Genomic DNA, 23,967 nt, shown 5'->3' on the forward strand with positions numbered 1-23,967 from the left:
CTCACCACCGTAGGCCGGTTCAAGCGTAGCGGAACCGGCAACGCCCGATCCGCTGCGCTTGATCGTGCCTACGTCTTGAGCAACTTCAATCAAGAAACCAAAACAGAGTGTTGATCCACGTCGCCGCCGCAGCTATCGAGGACGACCAAGGCCGCATTTTGATCGCCCGCCGTCCGCAACATGTGCATCAGGGTGGACTCTGGGAGTTCCCCGGCGGCAAGCTGGAGGCGGGTGAGTCGCCGCTGCAGGCGCTGGAACGGGAACTGCTGGAGGAACTCGACGTCCGGCCGCTGCGGTCTGAACCGCTGATCCGCATCACCCATCACTATGAAAATCGTTCCGTGCTCCTTGATGTCCACCGGGTGAGTGCCTTTGCGGGGACGCCCCGGGGTGTCGAGGGCCAGCCGCTTCGTTGGTGCAGACCACAGGAGATGCGTCCGGAGGTGTTTCCTGCGGCAGATCGACCGGTCATTACTGCGCTGCAGTTGCCGTCTCGTTATCTAATCACCGGCGCAGATTCATCACGGCCGGAACAGTTTCTGCGGCGCCTTGAACAGGTTTTACAGCTGGGCGTACGTATCATCCAGTTGCGCGCCCATGAACTCTCAGATCGGGATTACCGGGGACTGGTGGATGCAGCCAGGAAAGCAACTGGAAAGGTGGGCGCCCGCCTCATGCTGAATCGTCCGGACAATATCCTGGACTGGGCCGGGCTGGCGGATGGTCTGCACCTCAATCGACATACATTGATGTCACTGCAACGACGTCCTGCGAACGCAGGCCTGGTGGGGGCCTCCTGCCATGATCCGGAGGAACTTGCTCGCGCTGTCGATCTGGGACTGGACTACGCGCTATTGTCACCCGTGCTGCCGACGGCCAGCCATCCTGATGCGGAACCTTTGGGGTGGGAACGGTTTGAGGCATGGGTCGATCAAGCCAATCTTCCAGTCTATGCGCTGGGGGGTATGCGGTTGGAAACGATGGTTGAGGCAAGGCGACGTGGCGCCCAGGGTATTGCGGCTATTCGTGGATTGTGGCCGGAAAACTGAAACAGTTTTGGACTCAGTCCTGGAAACCATACTCCTTGATCAACTGCTGTACGATATCGATCGCCTCAGGGGCGCTGTTCAGAAAACTGAAACCAGAATCGTAGAATGACCGATTGATGTCGTTGCTGCTCCAGCGGCAGGCTGCCCGAAACTCAATCTTTTGCTGCTTGCCTTCGATACCTGGCAGACGGATCTCCAGCGAAAACTCTTTGTCTTTGGGGATTGGCTGGTCACTGAGCAGCATCAATCCCTCGCTGGAGATGTCGACGACATGTCCAAGCAACTGTTCGTAATCAGTCTCCCAAACACGCAGATAGTAGATGAGGTGGCGCCGCTTGATTTGGCGACGATCATCCCCAGTGCTTTGTTCGTTCTCATCGTATTGAAAGGGTTTTGTAATATACATGCCAAAGATGCTCCTTGCTTGAGCGGGCGGGGTGCTGTCTGTTTCTGTTGTTGGACGGACAGCGGCATCAATCTATGTTAGCTTTTCGGCAGATTGCGGTTTTTCTTGACCCAAGCTGCAATAAAAGTCTCTTTGCCGAGAATAAATAGGGAATGAATCAGATGTTTTCTCGCCTTTTTTCAAGGGAGTTGTTGCATAACTCAGAGTATCAGTCGGCTTGGGTACGTCTGGCGATCTGGAGTTTCAGTGTTGGTTATATCGGGCTTGGCGCCTGGACCGATTACTATGTGGTCGATGTCGGGCAGTACTATCTCTTTTTCGGTTTCTTCATTCTGCTCTTTCTGGGCCTGCTGATCAGTATCTACTACGTGCCAGAGATGCCGGCGCGTCGCTACGTCACAGTTGTTTCCGATATCGTTGCCGTCAGTCTGGCAATATTTCTCACCAACGAGGCAATCAGCCCCTTCTACCTGCTCTACATCTGGATATTCGTCTCCTACGGAACCCGCTATGGCAAGCGGCTGTTGAAGGTAGCCTCCATCCTTAGCGTCTTCGCCTACAATGTTGTGTTGATCGCCCTGGATGAGTGGCAGCAGCACACCTTCGAGGCCTTTTTCTTCCTGTTGCTGCTGGTGGTGCTGCCGATGTACCAATACTCCCTGCTGCGCAAGTTGCATGAAGCGCGGCAGGAGGCGGAACAGGCCAATAAGGCGCGGGGGGATTTTCTCGCCACCATGACCCATGAGCTGCGTACTCCGTTGATTGGGGTGATTGGTATGTCGCGGTTGATGCAGTCCACCCGCCTGGATGCGGAACAGCAGGAGTATCTGCACTCAATCAAGGCCTCGGCTCAACTGCTGCGGGCATTGATTGGGGATATCCTCGATTTTTCCAAGATCGATGCCAACAAGCTGGAGCTGGAAAGCAGTGCCTTTGAAATCCGGGAACTGCTGCGTGGGGTCACTTCAACCTTGGCAACAGAGGCGCAGGAGAAGCAGGTTGAGCTGATCTGCCAAGTGGATGCGCGGCTGCCCAGAGAGTTGTTGGGAGATGAACTGCGGCTCTCTCAGATTCTCTTTAATCTGCTGGGCAATGCGATCAAGTTTACCGATGAGGGAGAGGTGGTCCTGCGTGTCTTGCTGGCTCCGGCTGACGATAAGGTAACCGTGCCGCATGTTCGGCTTGAGGTGGAGGACACGGGGATCGGCATCCCGGCTGAGAAGCTGGAGAATATATTCGAGATGTTCTGGCAGGCGGATGTATCGACCAGCCGTCGCTTCGGTGGTACAGGCCTCGGAACCACGGTGGCTCGTGACTTGGCGCGCCTGATGGGGGGTGATATCGGGGTCAGAAGCAGGCTGGGTGAGGGAACCTGTTTTTGGGTAAAACTCCCCCTGCTGCCGAAGGACGGCAGTAAAAGTGGGGTTAAACCCCCTGTATTGTCCGGCCGCCGCTGTCTACTGTTTGAGGCCAACGATACGGGGAGGTCCGTATACAGCGAGGTGGTGACGGCGTTGGGTATGGAGGTAACAGCGGTCTCCAGCGTGGATTCACTGGCGCAGATGCCGAAACGGGCCTGGGAGCTGATTCTGCTCTGTGATTCAGTCAATGGTATAGATCCGGAGATCGTGCTGAACCAGCTCGATGAACATGTGACCGGACAACCTCCGGTGCTGTTTGCCGGCTATCGAGGGCGCAGGGTGGACCTGCCGGCACGGGTGATCCCGGCATTACTGAAGCCCTTTCTTGTCGATCAGTTGGCGCAAGCCGCAGTGCGGGTGCTACGTGGGGAGAGTGCGAGTGGTGAGGATGAGGCGGCATTTTCCAAGCGTGGAGGCCGGCGTGCTGAAGACAGCGGTGTGAATATTTTGTTGGCGGAAGATAATTCGATTGCAGCAAAGGTGCTGACGACGCTGCTGGTGCAGAAGGGGCACCGGGTGATTCATGCCATTGATGGAAGAGAGGCGCTGGAGGCGGCGACGAGTAACGAATTTCATCTGGCCTTTATCGATCTTCGTATGCCGCATCTGGATGGCTTTGATTTCACTCGTCTCTATCGTGAACAGGAGCCTGAGGGACTGCACATGCCGATTCTGGCGCTCACTGCCAATGCCGCAGAGGATGTAATCGAACAGTGTCACGAGGCCGGAATGGATGGCTTTATCAATAAGCCGGTAGAGCCGGAGCAGTTGGATTTGGTGATCTCCAGATATGTGCAGACGCAGGAATATGAGTAGCGGTTATGAGTGATCTGGTTGAACGGGCGGCACTCTATGCCACCCAGGCCCATGCGCGTATCGATCAACGGCGTAAATATTCCAATCAACCCTACGATGTCCATCTGCGGGCGGTAGCTGAGATCGTGTCGGAGGTCACCGATGATGAACACATGATCGCAGCGGCCTGGCTGCATGACACGGTGGAGGATACCACTGCCACGGTGCGCGATATTGAAACGACCTTTGGTCCGGATGTGGCGGCCCTGGTATCGGATCTGACGGACATCAGTCGTGCCAGTGACGGCAACAGGGCGGTGCGTAAGGCGATCGATCGCGATCATACGGCAAAGGCATCGGTTCGGGCGAAGACCATCAAGCTGGCGGATCTTACCGATAACTGCCGGGATATTTGCAAGCATGATCCCCGTTTTGGACGTGTCTATCTGGCGGAGATGACGGCGCTGCTCGAGGTTCTTGAGGAGGGCGATGAGCGGTTGAAAAAGCAGGCTCGTAAAGTCTGGGCACGCTGTCAGGAGAAGATTGGTCACGATCCCGCCGCAGTGTCAAACTCAATAGCGGCGCCTGTACGTACCGGTATCGGTGAGAATTTTGAACAGAGACGTGCCCTGCGATTGTTTACCAAGTCGTTCTCTGCGCGGGATATTGCCGAGCCCCTGGCTTCATTCGATGCGGAAACATCGGCAAAATCTGTACGCAAGATATTGCAGAAAAATGGCTGGTCGGTAGTCGGGTTGCGGGATGACGGATTGGTCAGCGGATATGTTCATGAAGAGGATCTGCTCTCCGGTTTTTGCCGGGATCACCACCGGTCATTTGCCAGGGGACAGGTGCTGCGTGAGACTGCATCACTTTCCGATGTGATACATGTTCTGACCCGGCATGAGAGCTGTTTCGTCTCCATGGTGGGTGGCGTTTCCGGCATTATTTTGCGGGAGCATATACAGAAACCGATTGTGCGCATGTGGCTGTTTGGCATGGTCACCATCATAGAGATGAATCTGGTGGAACGGATTGAGAGAATCTTTCCAGATGATCTTTGGCGTGAGCAGTTGAGTGAGTCGCGCCTGGCCAAGGCGCTTGAGATGCAGCAGGAGCGCACCCGCAGAGGTCAGTCCGGTCGTCTTCTGGACTGCCTGCAATTTTCCGACAAGGCCAAGATCCTGATCAATGATGACAGTCAACTGCAATCGCTTGGATTCGACAGCCGCCGCACGGCCAAGAATGTAGTCAAGGAGTTGGAGTCACTGCGTAACAACCTGGCCCACTCCCAGGATATCGTCGCGCACAACTGGCCGCAGATCGCACGAATGACGCAGCGGATCGAGGAGTTGATTCTTTGGGATGGGGAAGAAACGGTGTAGAGATCTGCATGAGTCGTGTGGGAGGTAGTTCCGGACTTTCACTCCTGGCGTCTGCCGCCGATGAACGACACAATGAGAAATTCTTCAAATCCAACAAAATTCTCCTGTCGACAAAGGAGACATACCCAGTTTCTCAAGTTGACACTTAAAAGGCAAAATAGCTAATATAGCCGCCCCGAAATATGACTCTTCCTCACGACTTATGACAGCTTCTTTCACCACTCCCGCAGTCGTCATCGGCGGACTGATACTGCTGCGGCAATTAGAAGGGACAGGTATTCCCTTCGTTTTGATTCCCCGTGCGCCCAAGGATCCCAGCGTCTACTCACGATTTTATCGTGGCGTTGGTTTGACCATGGAAGATTTAATGGAGAATGAGACGCTGTTTCTTGAGCGTCTGATTGAATTGGCAAAGGGCTATTCCGAGAAACCGGTCCTCTTTTTCGGTGATGATTGGGTGCTCTTTTTTGTTATCAGGCACCGGGAGGTTCTGTCGGAATATTTCCGTTTCACCATGCCTGAGCAGCGGATACTGGAAGAGTGTTCGGACAAGATGGCATTTGCCAAGCTTGCCCAGGAGTATGACCTGCCGGTACCGAAAGGCCTGGTGGAGTCCCCTTCCCTCGATTGCGCCCAGATCGAAGAACAGATCGGCTACCCCTGCGTCTTCAAACCCGACTCCCACTTGGGTTGGTTTGAGTCAGAGGCGGTAAAAGATGCGGGAGATATGCCGCAGAAGGTACTGCTGGCGCAGAATCGTGAAGAGTGCGAGCACGCTTTGTCAGGAATCCGTAAATTCACCGAAAAATTTGTTGTACAGGAGTTTATTCGTGGCGGCGAGGAGGAGATCTACTCCTTCCATACCTTCGTCGGTCGTGATGGCAAGCCGGTGGCTTCATATGTCGGCAAAAAGATCAGGACCTATCCCTCCATGGGTGGGGAGAGTAGCTACGTAGGCCTGATTCGCGATGACGAAGTCACACGGCTCGGACTGGAAGTGGCTGAGAAACTTGGCATTCGTGGTGTCATGAAGATTGACTTCAAGAAGGATGTCGACAGTGGCCGCTATTTCGTTTTGGAGATTAACCTGCGCTTCACCTTGTGGAATCATTTGGGCGCACGGGCAGGCATTAATCTGGCGGAACTTGTCTATCGGGATCTGTGCGGTCTGCCAATGGAGGTGCCGGGTGACTATAAAGACGACTTGCGTTGGTTACATCTGGGCCGCGATTTTCGTTCATTCGTCAAAGACTACCGCCCGTCCGGTCAGCTCACCACCTGGCAATGGCTAAGTTCTTTGATGCGGCCGAAGGTCTACGCTATGTTCGAGTGGCGCGATCCCATGCCGTTTTTGGTGAAGACCTTCGACTACATGAAACACAGCATCGGGAAGCTGAAGTAGTCCTCTCGCCCGTTAACCACACTGGATCAGGAGTCCATGCGCTCTTTCAGCGCATCGAGGCTGGAATCATCCGCCGTGCGAGGGAAGAGCCGGTGACGCAGGCGACCTGCCTTACGCCGAAACCTGTCGTATAATCCGCTAAACCCATTTGAGTTCTTCCGGCGCCACTTCTGCTCTATGGAGCGTTGCCAGGATGTTTCATGATCAAACTCCACTCTGCGGAATGTCACCTTCCCCGCATCGGGATCATAAAGCACATAACTGGCCCATTTCACCTCGCCCCTGGGCTCGCCAACTGTCCCTACATTGACCAGGAACACTCCATCATCCTGGAGTTCTATCTCGCCGTCTCCCAAGGAAATCAAGCTGCCGTCTTCCTGAATCCTAGTCGCCTTGGTGAGATGGGTGTGTCCGAAGAATGCCAGCGGGGGCAACCCTCTCTCCCTGATGATTCTGACGGCCTTGCGTAATCGCTCTTCCCGGGACAGGTACTCATCAACCTTGTCCGGAGAGCCGTGAAAGGCGCAGAATTTCTCCTCTACGATCATCAAGGGAAGCGTGCGGATGTACTCCCGCCATTCAGGTTTGAGCCGTTTTCTTGCCTGGGTTGAGGAGTAGAGTGCGTAGGGACTGCATGCCAGTGGGGCCAGCAGGCCTGCGGCAATCAGGTCGTGATTGCCTGCGATCCACTCGATATCCTGGCTCCGCAGCAGTTCCATGCAGGTGTGCTGATCCGCATTGTAGGAGGCAAGATCGCCGAGGCAGATGATCCGTTCCGCTCCAACGGACTTAATGTCGTCCAATACGTGCCGTAAGGCATCGATATTGCCATGCACATCAGAAAAGAGGGCGATAGTCCCCATGTGATTTAGGCGCCGCCCAGCAAACCGATCTCGTCAATGTAGCGTCCTGAGGGCCAGATCTCCTTGGAGAAAAGCAGCTTGTTTTTCAGCTTTGACGGGTGGGCGATGAATAGATCGTAGCCATCCCGTTCCTCCGCTCCCCATCGCCGTTTATGCTCGCTTCCACCACCCAGAAAGTCGTAACCGGAGATGCCTGCATCGATGCACCGCTCAATCACTTCAGTACGCAGCACATTGCCTGAGCCTTGCACATAGTCGGGATCAAAGCCCTCCTGCAGTTGCAGAAAGACACCATTGTAAACATAGCCGATCTGGACCGATTTGATCTCCCCGTGGTCTGTGAGTGCGATCAGCCACAGCCAGTCGTTCTTCAGGGCGATGCGAGAAAACTGGCGATAGAATTCAGCCTCGTAGGGCTTGCGACGAAAGGCGCCTACCTGGCCATCGAGCTGCCAGCGTCGGTAGTGCAGCTCGAACAGGGTCTCGATGAATTGGGGGAGATCTTCCGGTTTTTCACAGAGTACCACCTCGACACCTTCGGTATTGAGTAATTTGCGGCGCTTGCGGCGCATCTGCTGTCGGCGCTTGGAGGAGAAACTCTCTTCATAGAGCTGCATCGAGTCGGGGAGATCGAAGTAGCTGAAGACTGTAGTACGCGAGTGGTGCAACAGTCCCTTCTCTTCGCAGGCTGCCTTGATTCTCTCCATGGCCCCTGTCCAGCCCGCCATGCGGGGCATCCAGATGGTATCCCAATCCGACTTTGCAGCCAGCAGGGCATCCGCAATGGCGGACAGGGCCGCCGTCTCTACATCAGGATCGACGATCCAGTCAGCGTACTCGGAGCCGGTTGCATGATCCGCCATCATACGCAGGGTGCGGAACGGGAGCACTTTTAGCAGGCGCAGTTCCGAGACATAAAACGGCACCGCTCCAACCAGTCGTCCATTTTCATCGCGCACGGTGACGACAAACGGCTTAGCGGCTTCCTGCGTGACCTCGCGCCAGGTCTGCAGCCACTCCCAGGTGAGGAAGATCGTGTTGGAGCGTGACCGCTGCAACAGATCGTTCCACTCCTTGGCGAGCGGGTCGAAGTCGGACCAGCGGGTGATTATTTTTGTTTCCAGAGATAAATGTTTGGCAGTCACGAAATTCACTTTATATTAGAGAGATAGGAATTTGCTTTTGTGATGGGAGATGGATTTAGCCGCACCGTCCAGTGCTTGGCTTTGGTTCCATTTCATTGTTCTTCTCATCGCGGTTTTTAAGCAGAGGGTCATTCTCGCCACCCCTCAACCCTACTGTCAACCGGGACGTGTCATTTCTGAGAAATTTCCACTCTGCCTATAATTCGGCGTACCGGGATCAAGTCGGCGGCGGCAGAGTATTGACCTGATCTCATTAACAAGTTTGATCTCCTCTCGGCTAATTGACCCAGCTCAATAATATGTCGGTTATATGACGGTTTTGTTACAGTACCTGATGCGGAAATGCACTAACAGGAGTAATATGTGCATGAAAAATAACTATTTCAAAAAGCGTGAGAAAAATGCTCATGAGGGGGATCGTATTGGCCTCAGAGGGAGGCGAAATATGACAGAACAACTTAACGCGGCAACAGAGAATAACGACCCGTCCGCACCTTGGGCGATTATCCGTTTGGATGCCGATAATCAGTGTCTCAACACAATGAAGATGATCCTTGGGGCTGTCGCTTACAAAAGATTGGATCTGCAGGTTGATCTTGTTCCAACCCCCTCGATCGCTGCCTCCGGTGCATGTGAGATGGAGAGGGCGGAGGCGCTATGGCTGAGTCATGGCAAGTATTAAAACTGCTTGCCGCATTTCGCGGCGGCAGTGACGTCCAACGAAAAAGGGGGGGAGCCTTTTGAGATACAAAAATTTCGTCTGAATTTAAAGGATGAAGAAGATCCACTGACTGGGCTTCTTTGCGTCGCCTTTTGCTTTCGGCTAAGGGAAGGGTCACCTGCATGGCGGTGGCTGTCTTTACCTTGTGCGCAAAGGCCTAGGTTCACGCTACGTGATTTATCGATGTTAATTACTTATACGGAGACATACATGCGGACAACCAACCCTATTGCTTCCCTGTTGGGAAGCAGCCCGTTCAAGCCACTGCAGGCCCATATGCGCATCGTTGACGAGTGCGTTAATGAGGTTCCTGCCCTGTTTGATGCCTTGGTGGCGGGAGACAACACGGCACTTGTCGAGCAGAAGGAGAAGATTTTTGCAAAAGAGGGCGAAGCGGACATCCTCAAACATAACCTGCGGGCACACTTGCCAAAAAGCCTGTTCATGCCGGTCGATCGCCGTGATCTGCTGGAGTTACTGGACATGCAGGACACCATTGCCAACGTCGCACAGGATATCGCCGGCTTGATGACGGAACGGGATATGTCGGTGCCTGAGGGCATGGCTGAGCCATTGGTCGCCTTTGTGCAACGCTGTGTCGATACCTGCAATCATGCTGCGACGATCGTCGAAGAGCTGGATGAGCTGATCGAGACCGGTTTTCGGGGCCGCGAGGCCACTAAGGTGCAGGAGATGGTCGAAGCGCTCAGCAAGCTGGAAGATGAGACCGACGACATGGGGATTGCACTCGCTCAAAGCCTGTTTGCAATGGAGGATGATCTCAAACCCGTCTCTGTCATGTTCTGGTACCAGACGCTGCAGGCAGGATAGCAAGGATTGGCGGATTACGGCGAGAAGGTTGGTGACCGCGTTGGTATTGACGTTCGTTGATCGAGTCATCACCTCCGGCATCAGGCCGGATGGCTGACATCATTTTATTTGTTTAACACGTCTGGCGTGTGGGGAGGCTTTTTTGCCTCCGGCCAGGGGAAATTGAGTAATCCAGCAATGGAAATTATCTCCGAATGGGGTTTTTTGTTTATCGGTATGGCCGTCGTCTTTGGTCTCTATATGAGTTGGGGTATCGGCGCCAATGATGTCGCCAATGCCATGGGCGTGTCGGTAGGTTCCGGCGCCATCACGGTCAAACAGGCCATTATCATCGCCGCCATCTTTGAATTTGCCGGCGCCTTTATTGCCGGTGGTAGCGTCACAAGTACCATCCGCAAGGGGATTATCGACCCTGCCAGTATCGCCGGATCACCGGAGCTGCTGGTGTACGGGATGTTGGCGGCCCTGTTAGCTGCCGGCATCTGGCTGATGATTGCCTCGACCAGGGGCTGGCCCGTCTCTACCACTCACACCATCGTCGGTGCTATCGTCGGCAAGATTATGAGCTCGAATTAATCCGTGAATACTGATGAGTACTAGATATTTTGCCTTATTATTTTTTCTCATATAGATTTACAACTATAAAAAGGATGTACTTTAATGCCTTAATAGACAGTATATGGTTGAGAAGAGAAAACAGTTCATTATTTCAGCCATCACTGGTATTCGATGCTTCTTTCATTTGCTGACGCCTAAATATGGACAGGACAGCGAATACCTACCTCCATCATATCGTGCATGTAGTCATTCCGCACACAGCGTTCCGATCATTCTTCACAAAGTAAATGGTGGCAGGAGATTATGTCTGGCAAGATTAATGGGTCTATCCGGGTTTCCCAATGATTTTTCACTGATTTAATGACTTGATTTTAAACGAAAACACGGGCTTCATTCCTTCTGTTGATTGGCGTCGACCAGAAGGAGGAGAAACCCGTGAGCAACCTGAAGTTGCTAAGCAAAATATTACGCCTGAAAGGCATGAAGATCACCAGTTTTTGGTTCAAAAATCGTGATAGAGAACTGCATCTTGCGATCAAGCCATACAAAAATGGCTGCCGCTGTCCAGAATGTGGGCGGCGTGGCCGGATCGTGCGCTATGCAACCGAGCTTCGCAGGTGGGAGGATCTCACCCTCATGGGCATGAAGGTCCTGTTCTGGTATGCACCGAAGGAGATCCAATGCACGACGCACGGGCGCGTACAGGAGATGATCCCATGGGCGCCACCCTATTCACGCATCACCTACCGCCTGGAGTGGCGCATCTGCGCCCTGTGCCAGATCATGATTCAGAAGGCCGCTGCTGAGATCTTGAAAATGGCTGCCTCGACGTTGTCCGATCTGTTGCACCGCATTATCAACCGGATGAGAGATGGCCATAAGATCCGTGGCGTAAAGACGCTCGGAGTGGACGAAATCTCCTTCTGCAAAGAGCGCAAATTTGCCACCCTGGTCTATGATCTGGACCGCTCCCACATCCTCTGGGTAGGCCTGGGTAAAGGCAGCGAGACTATTGACCGCTTCTTCAACGAGCGACTGAGCAAGGGACAGAAATCCCGTATCCTGTGGGCCAGTTGTGATATGAGTCGCGCCTATACTGAGGCGATCAAGCATCACTGCCCCAATGCCACGCTCGTCATCGACCGTTTCCATGTAGTGAAGGCGCTCAACCAAGCTGTAGACGAGGTGCGCAAGGATGAGTGGCGAGTCCTCGACACCCATGGCCGCAAAGCGATCAAGGGGCTGCGTTGGTTGCTCAGCATGCATTCCAGAAACCGCACCAAGGGAAATACCCGCTTCCTCAATAGCCTGCGCAACTCCAACCGCCGGATCCACCGCGCCTGGGTACTCAAGGATGAGTTTGAGCATTTCTGGAATTACAGCTATCGCGCCTCGGCAGAGAAGTTCCTCAAGCGCTGGATTACTGCCGCACTGCAAAGCCGTATTCCTTCGTTGCGCAAGTTTGTCGGCACACTGCGAAATCACTTCGAGAACATCCTTTCCTTCGTCGACAGAAACTTGACCAATGCCGTTGGTGAGGGCCTTAACCGCATTGTCAAAATCGTCAAAAACCGAGCTTCTGGATATCGCAATCTAGAAAGTTTCGCCGACATGATTTACCTGACCATTGGTGACCTCGATGTTCCTGCGCAGATTCCCAGTCATTTGCGTACACTGTGAGATAGCCTTGAATCCTTATGAAACAGCTGAATTACCGCAATTCACTAGTTGGTAAATCCGGATATAGCCAATTAATTGTTTGCTGAATGATATCACTGACCGCTCAATGTGATGGTCTTCTCACCTCCATCCTCGAGGATGCGAATCACCCGATCCCTCCACATCTCCCGAAACTGCTGCAGGGTGGATGGTTCTGCCTGGCCTTGAAGAATTTGTTGCAGCAAGGGGAGCATGTCGGGGTTGGGTGGGATGCTGGCCGGGTCATAAGAGACGCTGACGGAGTCACCGTTATCTGCACGGGTGAAGATAAAGCTGCCAGTGGAATCGGCGGTGAAATACATCAACCCCTGACGAACATATCGGTCTCCAAGTCCATGAAAACCGTTACGCCCGGCGGCACCGGTCAATAGAGTGAATACCTGGCTGATGGGGCCATTCACCCCTTGGTCTTCAGCGCCGGCGATAGTGACACGGATCGCTCCACGCTGTGGGGTCTCCTCACCATACAGTGCCTCAAGGGCATGGATTGCCATCAGAAATGCACCCGCTACCGTAGGACAGGCGTGACCGGAGAGTTTCACCACATCATCGAAGGTGTAGTGAAAATGACCGTCCCCGGCACCAAGCAGATCGGCCAGAGGATCGTAGAGTGTGATGGTGGGTGTCGTAGGGAATTTTGTAATCATATAGCGCTGCTGATTGTAGATGAGGAGTTGTGAATGATACTGAAGTTTGGGGTCAAAGTTTGGGGTCAGAGTAACAACTCCAAGAACAGTTGTTACTCTGACCCCAAACTGCGCAAAGGCCAGCGTGATTATGTTAGGGAAACTATCCGTTTACAACCGAACCAGCAGCATCTCTCCAGGGTGGAGCTGAACAAGGAGCATGGCAGTATCGTCTTTCCACTGCAGCCCGTAATGCGGGTGGCTGCACCCATCCATACAAAGAACGGCACTGTTTTTGGTGTGGTGGTTATCAATGCCGATTTCAATGCCTTGGTCGATCCCTTTGATGCACCTCCAGCCAATGTCTCTTTCATCATGGCCGATCAGAAGGGCGACTATCTCCTTCATCCTGACAAGGATCGGCGGTTTAGCCATGCACTGGGTGGGAGCCCCGGACTAGAGAAGGATTATTCCACATTCAAACAAATGCTGCGTTTCCATGAAGGGTATGAATTCCAGGATCTTACGGAACAATCGGCAAGCTTAATTGAGACCCATCTGCGTTACAATCCACTGGATCAGACACAGCAAATTATGATAGCGGCCCTTGTATCTCACGATGTGATCAATGAACTTTCGCAAGGGTATGGGCGGCGTTTGACATTTGGCGTGGTGATAACAGTTTTTCTCATCAGTATTGGGATGGCCCTGCTGGCCCGACGCCTGACAAGGCCGATCAACCAGCTCACTATCGCGGCTGACAGAATTGCCAAAGGTGATGAGGTACGCATTCCAGCCATTGATCGCCGTGACGAACTGGGGCAGATGGCAAACGCCTTCCAAACCATGCTTAATCATCTGCATGCCACACAGCAGGAACTCGAACACCTGGCAACCCACGACGCCTTAACCGGGCTGTATAACCGCAAGGCTCTGGAGAATCGAATAGAAGAGGAGTTGCATAGGGCGGCAAGGTATAACCGCGATCTTTCTGTGTTTCTGTTGGATATAGATCATTTCAAGTCGATCAACGATACGTATGGCCATCTGTCCGGGGATTCAGTACTTCAATGCCTGGCAAAGGAATTGGAGGTTTCGATTCGTAAAACGGATTATGTGGCCCGTTATGGCGGTGAGGAATTTATCGTTGTCCTGCCGGAAACTCCACTTCAAGAAGCCATGGGGCTGGCGGAGCGTCTGCGGAGCAGTATTGCAGCTCTTTCTGTCCCACTTGATACGGACACAAAAATCAAGATGACTGCCAGCATAGGTGTTGCTGCCTTTCCGGTACATGGCCAATCCTGGCAGGATTTACTGGGAGCTGCGGACGCTGCGATGTATGCAGCGAAAAACGCCGGGCGCGATCAAATAAAGACACCTTGAATAAGGGATTCTGGGAGGGATAGGTGTTCGGTGCAGTCGAAGACTTAAATTCATGCTTCTTCAGTCAGCAGTGAGTGTGAATCACATATCCCCCGCGATTTCTAAAGTTTACCAAGGAGAACGTTGGATAGGCGGCATCCCCAATTGAGGGACGCCGAATATACATCCCTGTAGGTTCGACGGCGGCTTCTCGGCAACTGCACCTGCGTTGTTCTACCTTCCCACATCCATGTGGGTCGCATGCCGCCGACTCGCTCATTTGTGTATGTCGCCTGTCCTATAAAGTATTTAGTAGGTTTGAGTCTGCTGGGATGCGGTGAAAATGATTAGACTCTTACCAGCTTGGGCCACAGGAATCCGGTACTTTTCCTGTAGTCTTCGTATTCCGCTAGGGTTCTCATAAACTTACGCTCTTCAATCTTGGCGCGCACGATCTGCAGCAATACTGCGCCGATAAAAAGATAGAACCCCATAGGTGTTCCGGACAGGATGGCGATCCCAAAGATATGTACGATCTCACCGAAATAGAGAGGATGCCGGATTCTGGTGTAAGGGCCTGTAGTCACTAGTGTAGCGTCCTAAATTGAAGGCATATTAAGTGGTTATTGGTATAATCCTGCTATTCATGAATGGCAGGATTATTATGTATGAGAGTAGCAGCAAAAATCACATTATCTAAGAGAAATTGTGTGATGTAGTGGGCTTATATTTAAATCCACCTGAAAACGCTATTGTCTTTTGTGTTGATGAGAAGACATCAATCCAGGCGTTGGACCGCACGCAACCGGGTCTTCCATTGAAGAAAGGTCGCTGTGGAACCATAACGCATGATTATAAAAGAAACGGTACGAGTACACTTTTTGCAGCGCTTGATGTTGCTACTGGAAGTGTGACGGGTGAGTGTTACCAAAAGCATACGCACAAAGAATTTCTTAAATTCCTGAAGAAGGTTGAAGGTCAAACTGACAAAGATAAAGACTTGCATATTATTGTTGATAATCGCGCACGCATGCTACGAAAGTACGAAACTGGCTGAGGCGGAATAAACGTGTATTTCTGCATTTCATACCGACCAGTTCATCATGGCTTAATTTGGTAGAACGATTTTTTGGCGTACTTACAGAGAACTTAAAAGGGGTATTTTTACTCGGTAGTTGAGCTGGAAAAAAAGATTATTGAGTATATCGATAAGAACAACAAAAACCCCAAACCTTTTGTTTGGACAAAATCTGCTGAAGACATTTTAGAAAAAGTAAACCGTGCGCGATTAACCCTTGATAATATACAATCAAATTAGGACACTACACTAGTGTGCGGACGGCGGCACGCAGACCAAAGGAGCGTTTCAGGTAGCTGATCGCCCATATGCTGAAAGCAGCTCCAAAGAGACCTATTATGAAACCTGTCATGGTGAAATAGAAACTGAACAGTGGTGTGATGCTTCTGAAAATTTCCAGTGTTTCCGGTGAATAATCGGGCACGAATTGCCTGACTTGTGGAAAAAATAACAGTGTGAAGCCAATGACAGGGACGAATACGGTCAATAGTGGAAACAGGTTTTCCCAAAATCCCTGGGGTTTGCTTTTAGCCTCCCCGCGCACAATAAAACTGTAAAATGCAAGAAAATCAAAGGCCAGCGCTGTTATGAAGTAGAGGATGTAGGTTAACTCGTTAGTAAGATAATAGGCGCCAACCTGTCCATATTGACCCATGCTGCCGATGTTTTTCAGCATCATCCAAAGATTTGGATTGTCAGCCAGATAGCTCCAGAGTCCATAACTCTTGCTTCCGACGATCAGGGCAAAGAGCAGGATGGGCGCTCCATCCAATTTGATTTTTTCGCTTAACGTCATGTGTAGCCATCCATAGTGGGCGTTCTTGATGGGATCGCCTGCATCAAGATAAGAATAAATCTTGTTTGGATTGATAACTGTCATAGTATTTTACTGTGGTATTTGTAGATACTAACAGTAAGCCTGATGGGCGGGGGTGGATATTTTGAATCCTGTAACAGGCTGGTGGAGTGGTGTCTATGAAATGGCAATCTGTCATCAGGTCTTTTGGATTTCTGGGCCTTCTTGTGTTTTTACCGCCTGCATTCGCTGCAGAGGGTGAGGCATTCACCGAATCCGTGGTTATATTCAACACCATCTGCGCAAAATGCCATGAGGCACAATGCAGTGGTCGATTGAGTTTCGACCAGGCCTTTGAGAAATCAAGCAGTCATGTCCTGAGGCACTACGGGCAGGCATCCGGCAAGCAATGGCTACAAAAGGAGTTGTTCGACATTCTTAACTTCATGAAAGAAAAATGCGCCTATTATCCAATACAGACTCCTATACCTTCAAAGAGAATTTGGAAAACAGATATTTTGGATAAATTTACGACTTTTATGGAGAGAAACTATTTCATTCCGCTAGGTCACTTTACTCCGGGGCAGTATCGTATTGAACTGGAGCTTGAGAAAGATGCAAAGGTTATCACTCATCTTATATCCGGAGAGTTTGAAATGGCGCTGGAGGATTGTTACTTATCAACTGATCGAAGGGTGAATATTCCGGTTCGTATTGAAGAGCCGGGAGATTACTACTTTCGCATGTATCCGAAAACGCCTGTCAGGATTCTCAGATTTTCAATACTCCCACAGGAAAGCAATGGTCAGCAGGGTCTAAAGACTCTTATGTGACTAACCTTCTATAATAACGAAGGAAACAGACATCTCCGGTTTACATGCATTCGCGTGTGAATCCATATGATTTACTATTCTGGCCTGCTATATACTGGGATACGCGTGGTTAAAATCCTACTGTTCTCCGTATTGAGTGGTGTCATAATGGAGTCATTCGAGAGTGGAATTTTCAGTGTTCCGACGATGGTGATTGATGAAAGACAAAGCTGTTTCAGGACTCATTGGAATCACATTTTTGCGTTGCTATCTGAATAGTTATCATGGATTTTGAATGGGTTGCCGTTGCGCTGGGAGATGTTGCCTGGATCTCACTGGCTTTTTTTCTGGGTTTTCTGGCAAAACAGATTGGATTGCCGCCGCTGGTGGGGTTTCTGGCGACAGGTTTCGTGCTCAATTACCTGGGTATCGTAAGCGGCGAGATGCTACAGAAGCTTGCGGATCTGGGTATCACCCTGCTGCTGTTTACCGTTGGCCTTAAGCTGAATCTCAAGGTCCTGATAAGACCTCAGGTCTGGTCGGTGACACTTCTGCATATCGCCTTGATTATTGTCCTCTTCGGGGCGGCAATATTTGCGCTTGCCTTGATGAGTGTGCCGCTCTTCTCCGGTCTGGATCTCAAGCTTTCGTTGATGCTTGCCTTTGCCTTGAGTTTTTCCAGTACGGTATTCGTCGTCAAGGTGCTGGAGGAGAAAGGGGAGATGAAGTCCCTGCATGGCCGGATCGCTATCGGCATCCTGGTGATGCAGGATCTGGCTGCAGTCATCTTTCTGGCGGCATCCACAGGGAAGCTCCCGTCACTCTGGGCACTGTCGCTGTTTCTGCTTATCCCGCTGCGACCGTTGTTGCACCATCTGTTACAGAAAACGGGTCATGGTGAACTGCTGATTCTATATGGTCTGGTGCTGGCATTGGGCGGGGCTGAACTCTTTGAGTTGGCCGGGGTGAAGGATGATTTGGGGGCGCTCGTCTTGGGGGTATTGATCTCAGCCCACCCAAAATCGGCGGAGATGGCCAAGTCTATGCTGGGTTTCAAGGACCTGTTTCTGGTGGGTTTCTTTCTCTCCATCGGCATGTCAGGTCAGCTTTCGTTGGAGGCATTGATCATAGGGGCCCTGTTGGTGCCTTTTGTTTTCGTTAAATCCGCGATCTTTTTTGCGCTGATGACCCGTTTCAAACTGCGGGCGCGGACCTCCCTGTTGGCAACGCTTAACCTGACCAACTACAGTGAATTCGGCTTGATCGTTGCGGCCATTGGCGTAACGCATGGTTGGCTGGATGGCGAGTGGCTGATCGTTATCGCTATTGCACTCTCCCTCTCTTATGTCGTGGCGGCCCCACTAAACAGCAGGGATGACAAAATCTACAGCACATTCAGAGATTATTGGCGGAAGTTTCAGCGCAAGGAGAGGCTTCCGGATGACACGATTCTGGATACGCTCGGTGCAACCATAGCCATCTTCGGCATGGGCAGGGTAGGCTGTGGCGCCTACGATAAGATGCGTGTACTTCATGGTGAAACTGTCGTCGGTATCGATTTCGATGCCGATTTGGTCAAGGGACACCAATCGATGGGACGCAAAGTGCTACATGGCGACCCCAGCGATGCGGACTTCTGGGATAAAGTAGAGCAAGGGCATAGTATCGAACTCGTCATGCTGGCGCTGCCGAATCTTCAGGCTAATCTGGATGCCCTTGAGCAACTACAGGAGATATCTTTCTCCGGACGTATTGCTGCAACGGCAAGATTTTCAGATGAGGTGGAATTGTTGCGACAGTCAGGTGCGACCGCTGTTTTCAATATCTACACTGAAGCAGGCGCCGGTTTTGCTGAACATGTTGAGGATCTAGGTCATGCCCAATGAAACAAGGTCACTGGTAGGGTGTTTGACTGGATTTCCAATGTTCTCTAGTAGAGTTATTTGATGAAAAAAACGACCGAAAAAGAGTATGTCGCTCCCTGGGAAAAGGCCTTTGATCGGGTATTGACTCCTCTGGAAGAGTTTATTCACCGACAGACTACCAGTGGCGTTCTGCTGATGCTCTGTGCGGTTGTGGCGCTCTATGTTGCCAACAGCCAATGGAATGAGGCCTACCATCATCTGTTGGAACTGCCGTTTACGATCGGCGTGCCGGGGTTCCAACTATCCAAGTCGCTGCATCACTGGATCAACGACGGTTTGATGGCGATCTTCTTTTTTGTGGTCGGGTTGGAACTCAAGCGTGAGATTCTTGTGGGGGAGCTTGCCGATCCGAAACATGCGGTGCTGCCGATAGTTGCGGCTATTGGCGGCATGCTGGTACCGGTTTTTTTCTACATCAGTTTCAATCCGGAGGGGCACACCTTAAATGGCTGGGGTGTGCCGATGGCCACCGATATTGCTTTTGCCTTGGGCGCCTTGGCATTGCTGGGCAAGCGGGTTCCCAAGAACCTGCTGACATTTCTGGTGGCACTGGCGATTGTTGATGATCTGGGCGCCGTTTTGGTCATTGCGCTGTTCTATACTGAGACAATAAACATTCCTGCCCTGGCCATTGCAGCTGCCATGCTGGGATTGCTGGTTTCATTGAATCTTGGTGGAATACGCCGTCCTTTACCCTATATCCTGCTGGGTATTGTGCTCTGGATAGCGATGCTGAAGAGTGGCGTTCATGCAACGCTTGCAGGCATCTTTCTGGCCTTCACTATTCCCATGCGCCCAAAGTATGATCCGGACCGTTTTCTGTCGCAGATCAATGGGATGGTTGAGCAGATCAAACGGGCCTACCAGCGTGAAGAGAATATCGTCATCAATGACGAAATGCGGTCACGGGTTCGGGCCTTGGGAGAGGGTGTGCAGTTGGTGCAGGCGCCTGCTCAGATTCTGGAGCGTAAGATGCACTTGCCGTCCGCCTATCTGGTGATTCCCATCTTTTCTCTGGCCAATGCAGGTATCCCAATCGACTGGTCCTCTTTGGGTAGTATCGTCACTCACCCGGTTTCAGTGGGCATAGCTGCTGGTCTGGTTCTGGGAAAGTTGATTGGCATCGCAGGCTTCTCCTGGGTTGCCGTGAGACTTGGTTTGACCTCGCTGCCACATGGTTTGAACTTCAAGCACATTATCGGTGTAGCCCTGATGGGTGGGATCGGTTTTACCATGTCGATATTTATTGCGGAACTGGGTTTTGCTCACCATGCTGAAGATCTGTTGATGGCTAAAACCGGGATTCTGTTTGCCTCGGCGCTGGCTGGGGTTTCGGGCTTTCTCTGGCTCTATTTTACCCATGAGAAGAGTGCCGAATAGCTTTCCATCCGTCGAAGCTCATTGAAGGTGGTTTCTAACCCATTCAGGCAATTGTCTACCCGGCATTGGTTTTGCAATGAAGTAACCTTGAGCAACATCACATCCGAGGTCTGACAGAAGATCCCATGTCTCCTGGTTCTCTATGCCTTCGGCAACCACCTTCATACCCAGTTCGTGTCCCAGCAGGATAGTCATCTTCACAATGGCCAGCGCCTCCTTGTCGGATGTGGCCCGCATGACGAAGGACTTATCGATCTTCATTTCGGAAAATGGGATGCGATGCAGTTGCTGCAGAGATGAATAACCCGTACCAAAATCATCGATTGAGAGTTTGATCCGCTTCATTCTCAGGCGGGTCAGAATGTCGAGGGATTTGATCAGCTCCTGCATGAGGGTGGTTTCAGTCACTTCAAGGGTGACCTGGTCAGATCCCAGGCCATATTGCCTGATCTTCACGTCAATCAATTCCGGTAGATTGAGGTCTTTGAAATTACAGGGCGCCATGTTGATGGCGACGCGTGTCTTCAGTCCCGCAGCCATCCACTCGCTGACCTGTTTGAATGCTTGCTGAAGCACCTCTGCCGAGAGCTTGTCCATCAATCCGAATTGTTCGGCCAGTGGGATGATGATATTCGGCATAAGCAGTCCGTGGGCCGGGTGGCGCCAGCGAATCAGGGCCTCCACGCCAACCAGTGAATTATCAGAAAAATTCACTTGTGGTTGAAAATAGGGTTCAAGCTCGTCGTTGTTGATCGCCCGTTGCAGCTCCTGTTCAGAGGGAAACTCAAGAAGTTCGATTGCATCGTGTGGTCTGTTTTTAGGCGGGTAAACAATCGCGTTGAGCATATCCTCCAGTTCTCTGTAGCGAATCGGCTTGGTCAATGTACCGACTACGTGGAGGCCCTGTTCGGAGGCTAGTTTCTGTGCGGAGTGAAGTACGCCGATGTCATAGCCACTGATCAGAATGATAGAGGCAGTTGAAGCCCGCCCGGCCATAGTGCGCAGGAGTTCCACTCCATCACGTCCGGGCATGATCAGGTCAAGTACGACCAGGTCAATGTCGTCCGAGAAGTACTCTTCGAAGCTGTCCGGGCGGTGAATGGCGATTGCTTCGTAGCCTAAATCCAGCGCGACATCACGCACAAACACACCGATTTCCGGTTCATCATCGATCACCAGCAATTTTCTCTTGTCAGCCATGACTTGTGTGGTCTATTGCTTTGCGCAACAGCGCCTCAACCTCCTCTAGGCGGAAAGGTTTGGTGAGTGTGCCCAGCAGATTCAGTCCGTGTGCCGTGGCGATCTGGCCGGCGCCTCTGAGCAGGGCCTTGTCGTAACCGCTGACCATAATGATGGCGGCTGTGCACCCCAGGTCGGCCAGTGTGTTGATCAACTCAAATCCATCGGTATCCGGCATGAACAGGTCGATCACGATTACATCATGGTGGGATTGGGTTTCTGCTTCCAGAAGTGCCTTTGCGCTGATTGATACTTCTGACTCAAAGCCAGTCATCTCACCGACATCCGCGATCAGTGCGGCCATTTCCGGATCGTCATCAACGACAATCAGGCGTGGTTTACTCACGATTCTTCTCCATCCAGGATCTCTCGAATTCGTTTCATCAGATCGTCTCTGCTATAGGGTTTTGTCAGGAGATTGGCGGCAACGTGCGCCTGAAAATTTCTGGCGGCCGCCTTTTTGGTGAAGCCTGATGTGAACAATACCTTGAGGCCGGGGTTGAGTTCATTGGCCTGTTCCGCCAGCTCATAACCGTTCATTCCACCGGGCATCACCACATCGCTGAACAGCAGGTTGATATCGTCTCTGGATTTGAGGACCGCAAGGGCTTCCGCCCCCCTGGTCGCAGTATAGATTCTGTAACCTGCCTCTTCCAGGTAGTCCCTGGCCAGATCCAGCAGGTCGTTTTCGTCATCGACCACCAGGATTGTCTCATGGCCTTGAGAGGGCAGGATTTCCTCAGGGCCTGTCTCTGGAGTTCGCTTCGCCTCTTCAATAGTACGGGGCAGATAGAGCCGGATGGTAGTGCTGACTCCGGCCTCCGAATAGGCTTTGACGTAACCGAAGGATCGCTGGGCAAATCCGTACACCATGCTCAGTCCCAGGCCGGTCCCTTTCTCTGGTGGTTTGGTGGTAAAGAAGGGGTCGAAGATTTGCTCCATGATCTCCACCGGGATGCCGCTGCCGGTATCGCTCACCGCCAATTGCAGATAGTCGCCGGGGGCAATGGTGGGATTCAGCTCGGTATAGGCCGCGTCCAGCTGCCTGTTGGCGGTCTCAATGGTGAGTTTTCCACCCTGTGGCATGGCGTCCCGCGCGTTGAGGATCAGGTTCAGCAGGGCGTCCTCGAGATCGCCGGGGTCGATATGGGTCCGCCAGGGGGCATCGGTCAGCTGCAGTTCCACCTCCACCGCCGGGGTCACCGAGCGGGCAATCAGACTCTCCATGCCCCGTATCACCTGATTGACGTCGGTGGGACGCGTCTCCTGTGACTGCTTGCGGGAAAACCCCAGCAGTTGCCGTGTCAGGTCGGCGGCGCGCAGGGCGGCCTTTGATGCCGAGTCCACCCGCTTGAGGGATTTGTCGTTGTCTCCAACCAGGCGTTTGAGAAAGTCGAGGTTGCCGATAATGATGCCCAGCAGATTGTTGAAGTCGTGGGCGATGCCACCGGTGAGCTGACCGATGGCGTCCATCTTCTGGGCGCGGCGCAAGACTTGTTCAGCGGCTTTCTGGCCGGTCAGGTCAGTCACAAATGCGACTGCCGCCAAGGTTGTGCCTTTGTCTGTGTGCAAGGTGATAGCGTTGAAATAGACCGGGATGTTATGGCCGTCACGGTGGCGTAGCTCGACCTCATAGTTGCGTCTGCTGGTTGTGTCTATCCGTTCCATTTGTGTCAGGAAAATTTTCTGGTTCTCTTCATCGGCGAAATCCAGGGGGGATCTTCCTATCATTTCATCTGTCCGATAACCCAGCATCTCGCACAAGCGCTGATTCACCTCCAGAGTCTGGTGGTCAGGTCCAATCAACCAAACGCCTTCAGGTGCACCTTCAAAGATAGTGCGGTAACGTTCTTCGCTGTTTTTCAGCGCCTCCTCAGCCAGCTTGCGCCCTGTAATATCCCGCACCACGGCGATGAGCTGTAGGCTGTCGGGTAACCTGCTGAGGCGGGCTTCGTACTGTCTGGGGCCTTGCGGCATTTCAAGGCAATATTCGTATGTGGCCAGCCCTCCCTGCGTGTTTACCTTGGCCAGATTCTCATCAAACTGGCTGGCGACTGCGGATGGAAGCACATCCTGCATGCATTTGCCGAGGAAGGTCTCAGGCGGTACGTATAGGGCAGATGTTTGTTGGGCGCGGTAGTCTCGTATGGTGCCGTCCCTGTCCATAAGGAAGAACAGGTCCGGCAGGGCCTGGAATACGGAATTCAATACCAGTTCGCCCTTGCGCACCTTGGCTTCGGCCCGTTTGAGTTCGGTCAGGTCTACATCGATACTATACATCTCCGGTTCATTATTTTTGTTCCGGAACATAACGTGGCTTGAAAAAACCTCTACCTGCGAACCATCAGCCCTGCGCAGGGTCAATTCTGAAGAGGGGATCTCTTTCTCCTCTTCCACCCAAGTGTCGATGGCCGAAATTACCTGTTCACGCATTTCGTCTGGAATAATGAGGTC

At 52.2% G+C, this 23,967-nt stretch carries 22 protein-coding genes and 1 pseudogene; 14 read left to right on the forward strand and 9 right to left on the reverse strand.

What is annotated here, in order from left to right; translation table 11 throughout:
* The first annotated feature begins 107 nt into the window (after positions 1-107).
* A complete protein-coding gene (locus G9Q73_RS06765) occupies positions 108-1,049 on the forward strand; it encodes a Nudix family hydrolase (protein WP_177419114.1) in 942 nt (313 codons plus the stop codon).
* A 13-nt stretch (positions 1,050-1,062) separates the two neighbouring features.
* Here the strand turns inward: G9Q73_RS06765 and G9Q73_RS06770 are convergent, their stop codons facing one another.
* The gene (locus G9Q73_RS06770) at positions 1,063-1,455 is read right to left on the reverse strand and encodes a PilZ domain-containing protein (RefSeq protein ID WP_177419115.1); all 393 of its coding nucleotides are present in this window, start codon (positions 1,453-1,455) and stop codon (positions 1,063-1,065) included.
* Positions 1,456-1,616: 161 nt separating this feature from the next.
* Between G9Q73_RS06770 and G9Q73_RS06775 the strand changes: the two genes are divergently transcribed.
* The 3 genes from G9Q73_RS06775 (at position 1,617) to G9Q73_RS06785 (ending at position 6,458) form a co-directional block, all read left to right on the forward strand.
* Positions 1,617-3,692, forward strand: coding sequence for an ATP-binding protein (locus G9Q73_RS06775; protein WP_246345083.1), 2,076 nt, complete (start codon positions 1,617-1,619; stop codon positions 3,690-3,692).
* A 5-nt stretch (positions 3,693-3,697) separates the two neighbouring features.
* A complete protein-coding gene (locus G9Q73_RS06780; RefSeq protein WP_177419116.1) occupies positions 3,698-5,056 on the forward strand; it encodes an HD domain-containing protein in 1,359 nt (452 codons plus the stop codon).
* Positions 5,057-5,258: 202 nt separating this feature from the next.
* Positions 5,259-6,458 carry a carboxylate--amine ligase gene (locus G9Q73_RS06785; RefSeq protein ID WP_177419117.1) on the forward strand — a complete coding sequence of 400 codons (1,200 nt, stop codon included), beginning with the start codon at positions 5,259-5,261 and terminating at the stop codon, positions 6,456-6,458.
* A gap of 26 nt (positions 6,459-6,484) precedes the next feature.
* Here G9Q73_RS06785 and G9Q73_RS06790 read toward each other — a convergent pair whose 3' ends face one another.
* Both G9Q73_RS06790 and G9Q73_RS20395 read right to left on the reverse strand, forming a co-directional pair.
* Positions 6,485-7,321 (reverse strand): metallophosphoesterase family protein, encoded by an 837-nt coding sequence (locus G9Q73_RS06790; RefSeq protein WP_177419118.1) that lies wholly within the window; start codon positions 7,319-7,321, stop codon positions 6,485-6,487.
* A gap of 5 nt (positions 7,322-7,326) precedes the next feature.
* Positions 7,327-8,466, reverse strand: a complete 1,140-nt coding sequence (locus tag G9Q73_RS20395; protein ID WP_369408854.1) for a GNAT family N-acetyltransferase — start codon at positions 8,464-8,466, stop codon at positions 7,327-7,329.
* 367 nt (positions 8,467-8,833) lie between these two features.
* On the opposite strand from G9Q73_RS20395, the gene G9Q73_RS06800 reads away from it, so the two are divergent.
* The 4 genes and pseudogenes from G9Q73_RS06800 (at position 8,834) to G9Q73_RS06815 (ending at position 12,256) form a co-directional block, all read left to right on the forward strand.
* Complete coding sequence (locus G9Q73_RS06800) at positions 8,834-9,148, forward strand: hypothetical protein (RefSeq protein WP_177419119.1); 315 nt, start codon at positions 8,834-8,836, stop codon at positions 9,146-9,148.
* A 249-nt stretch (positions 9,149-9,397) separates the two neighbouring features.
* Positions 9,398-10,018: a TIGR00153 family protein gene (locus G9Q73_RS06805; protein WP_177419120.1), complete on the forward strand. Its 621-nt coding sequence runs from the start codon at positions 9,398-9,400 to the stop codon at positions 10,016-10,018.
* 177 nt (positions 10,019-10,195) lie between these two features.
* Positions 10,196-10,573: pseudogene (locus G9Q73_RS06810) on the forward strand (inorganic phosphate transporter); the annotation flags it as partial.
* 438 nt (positions 10,574-11,011) lie between these two features.
* Positions 11,012-12,256 carry an ISL3 family transposase gene (locus G9Q73_RS06815; protein ID WP_177419121.1) on the forward strand — a complete coding sequence of 415 codons (1,245 nt, stop codon included), beginning with the start codon at positions 11,012-11,014 and terminating at the stop codon, positions 12,254-12,256.
* A gap of 92 nt (positions 12,257-12,348) precedes the next feature.
* Here G9Q73_RS06815 and G9Q73_RS06820 read toward each other — a convergent pair whose 3' ends face one another.
* Positions 12,349-12,942 carry a hypothetical protein gene (locus G9Q73_RS06820; RefSeq protein WP_177419122.1) on the reverse strand — a complete coding sequence of 198 codons (594 nt, stop codon included), beginning with the start codon at positions 12,940-12,942 and terminating at the stop codon, positions 12,349-12,351.
* A gap of 33 nt (positions 12,943-12,975) precedes the next feature.
* Here G9Q73_RS06820 and G9Q73_RS06825 point away from each other — a divergent pair, with 33 nt between their 5' ends.
* Positions 12,976-14,304 (forward strand): diguanylate cyclase, encoded by a 1,329-nt coding sequence (locus G9Q73_RS06825; protein ID WP_177419123.1) that lies wholly within the window; start codon positions 12,976-12,978, stop codon positions 14,302-14,304.
* 326 nt (positions 14,305-14,630) lie between these two features.
* Here G9Q73_RS06825 and G9Q73_RS06830 read toward each other — a convergent pair whose 3' ends face one another.
* Positions 14,631-14,870 carry a methyltransferase family protein gene (locus tag G9Q73_RS06830; RefSeq protein ID WP_177419124.1) on the reverse strand — a complete coding sequence of 80 codons (240 nt, stop codon included), beginning with the start codon at positions 14,868-14,870 and terminating at the stop codon, positions 14,631-14,633.
* Between the two features lie 119 nt (positions 14,871-14,989).
* On the opposite strand from G9Q73_RS06830, the gene G9Q73_RS19965 reads away from it, so the two are divergent.
* Positions 14,990-15,340, forward strand: a complete 351-nt coding sequence (locus G9Q73_RS19965) for a transposase (protein WP_177419125.1) — start codon at positions 14,990-14,992, stop codon at positions 15,338-15,340.
* A 29-nt stretch (positions 15,341-15,369) separates the two neighbouring features.
* Positions 15,370-15,462, forward strand: coding sequence for a hypothetical protein (locus G9Q73_RS19970; protein WP_369408944.1), 93 nt, complete (start codon positions 15,370-15,372; stop codon positions 15,460-15,462).
* Positions 15,463-15,605: 143 nt separating this feature from the next.
* Here G9Q73_RS19970 and G9Q73_RS06845 read toward each other — a convergent pair whose 3' ends face one another.
* On the reverse strand, positions 15,606-16,241 hold the full coding sequence (locus G9Q73_RS06845; protein ID WP_177419126.1) for a hypothetical protein: 636 nt from the start codon (positions 16,239-16,241) through the stop codon (positions 15,606-15,608).
* Positions 16,242-16,336: 95 nt separating this feature from the next.
* Here G9Q73_RS06845 and G9Q73_RS06850 point away from each other — a divergent pair, with 95 nt between their 5' ends.
* From G9Q73_RS06850 to nhaA, 3 genes are all read left to right on the forward strand, one after another.
* The gene (locus G9Q73_RS06850; protein WP_177419127.1) at positions 16,337-16,990 is read left to right on the forward strand and encodes a hypothetical protein; all 654 of its coding nucleotides are present in this window, start codon (positions 16,337-16,339) and stop codon (positions 16,988-16,990) included.
* Positions 16,991-17,253: 263 nt separating this feature from the next.
* Positions 17,254-18,855: a cation:proton antiporter domain-containing protein gene (locus G9Q73_RS06855; RefSeq protein WP_177419128.1), complete on the forward strand. Its 1,602-nt coding sequence runs from the start codon at positions 17,254-17,256 to the stop codon at positions 18,853-18,855.
* A gap of 60 nt (positions 18,856-18,915) precedes the next feature.
* The gene (nhaA, locus tag G9Q73_RS06860) at positions 18,916-20,274 is read left to right on the forward strand and encodes a Na+/H+ antiporter NhaA (RefSeq protein WP_177419129.1); all 1,359 of its coding nucleotides are present in this window, start codon (positions 18,916-18,918) and stop codon (positions 20,272-20,274) included.
* 18 nt (positions 20,275-20,292) lie between these two features.
* On the opposite strand, the gene G9Q73_RS06865 is transcribed toward nhaA, so the two are convergent.
* The 3 genes from G9Q73_RS06865 to G9Q73_RS06875 form a co-directional block, all read right to left on the reverse strand.
* Positions 20,293-21,474, reverse strand: a complete 1,182-nt coding sequence (locus tag G9Q73_RS06865) for a GGDEF/EAL domain-containing response regulator (protein ID WP_177419130.1) — start codon at positions 21,472-21,474, stop codon at positions 20,293-20,295.
* Entirely contained in the window at positions 21,467-21,859 is a 393-nt protein-coding gene (locus tag G9Q73_RS06870) for a response regulator (RefSeq protein ID WP_177419131.1), read from the reverse strand. Before G9Q73_RS06870 ends, G9Q73_RS06865 begins: the two co-directional genes overlap by 8 nt.
* Positions 21,856-23,967 (reverse strand): PAS domain S-box protein (locus G9Q73_RS06875; protein WP_177419132.1); only part of this gene is annotated, 2,112 nt, incomplete at its 5' end. The genes G9Q73_RS06875 and G9Q73_RS06870, both read right to left, overlap by 4 nt.

It is taken from the genome of endosymbiont of Lamellibrachia barhami (assembly GCF_011947365.2).
Classification (GTDB): Bacteria; Pseudomonadota; Gammaproteobacteria; order Chromatiales; family Chromatiaceae; genus QGON01.

Excerpts from the sequence above, each read along its gene's own strand:
- G9Q73_RS06770 (WP_177419115.1), bottom strand. The coding sequence starts at position 1,455 with ATGTATATTACAAAACCCTTTCAATACGATGAGAACGAACAAAGCACT.
- G9Q73_RS06775 (WP_246345083.1), top strand. The coding sequence starts at position 1,617 with ATGTTTTCTCGCCTTTTTTCAAGGGAGTTGTTGCATAACTCAGAGTAT.
- G9Q73_RS06780 (WP_177419116.1), top strand. The coding sequence starts at position 3,698 with ATGAGTGATCTGGTTGAACGGGCGGCACTCTATGCCACCCAGGCCCAT.
- G9Q73_RS06785 (WP_177419117.1), top strand. The coding sequence starts at position 5,259 with ATGACAGCTTCTTTCACCACTCCCGCAGTCGTCATCGGCGGACTGATA.
- G9Q73_RS06790 (WP_177419118.1), bottom strand. The coding sequence starts at position 7,321 with ATGGGGACTATCGCCCTCTTTTCTGATGTGCATGGCAATATCGATGCC.
- G9Q73_RS06800 (WP_177419119.1), top strand. The coding sequence starts at position 8,834 with ATGAAAAATAACTATTTCAAAAAGCGTGAGAAAAATGCTCATGAGGGG.
- G9Q73_RS06805 (WP_177419120.1), top strand. The coding sequence starts at position 9,398 with ATGCGGACAACCAACCCTATTGCTTCCCTGTTGGGAAGCAGCCCGTTC.
- G9Q73_RS06820 (WP_177419122.1), bottom strand. The coding sequence starts at position 12,942 with ATGATTACAAAATTCCCTACGACACCCACCATCACACTCTACGATCCT.
- G9Q73_RS06825 (WP_177419123.1), top strand. The coding sequence starts at position 12,976 with ATGATACTGAAGTTTGGGGTCAAAGTTTGGGGTCAGAGTAACAACTCC.
- G9Q73_RS06845 (WP_177419126.1), bottom strand. The coding sequence starts at position 16,241 with ATGACAGTTATCAATCCAAACAAGATTTATTCTTATCTTGATGCAGGC.
- G9Q73_RS06850 (WP_177419127.1), top strand. The coding sequence starts at position 16,337 with ATGAAATGGCAATCTGTCATCAGGTCTTTTGGATTTCTGGGCCTTCTT.
- G9Q73_RS06855 (WP_177419128.1), top strand. The coding sequence starts at position 17,254 with ATGGATTTTGAATGGGTTGCCGTTGCGCTGGGAGATGTTGCCTGGATC.
- nhaA (WP_177419129.1), top strand. The coding sequence starts at position 18,916 with ATGAAAAAAACGACCGAAAAAGAGTATGTCGCTCCCTGGGAAAAGGCC.
- G9Q73_RS06865 (WP_177419130.1), bottom strand. The coding sequence starts at position 21,474 with ATGGCTGACAAGAGAAAATTGCTGGTGATCGATGATGAACCGGAAATC.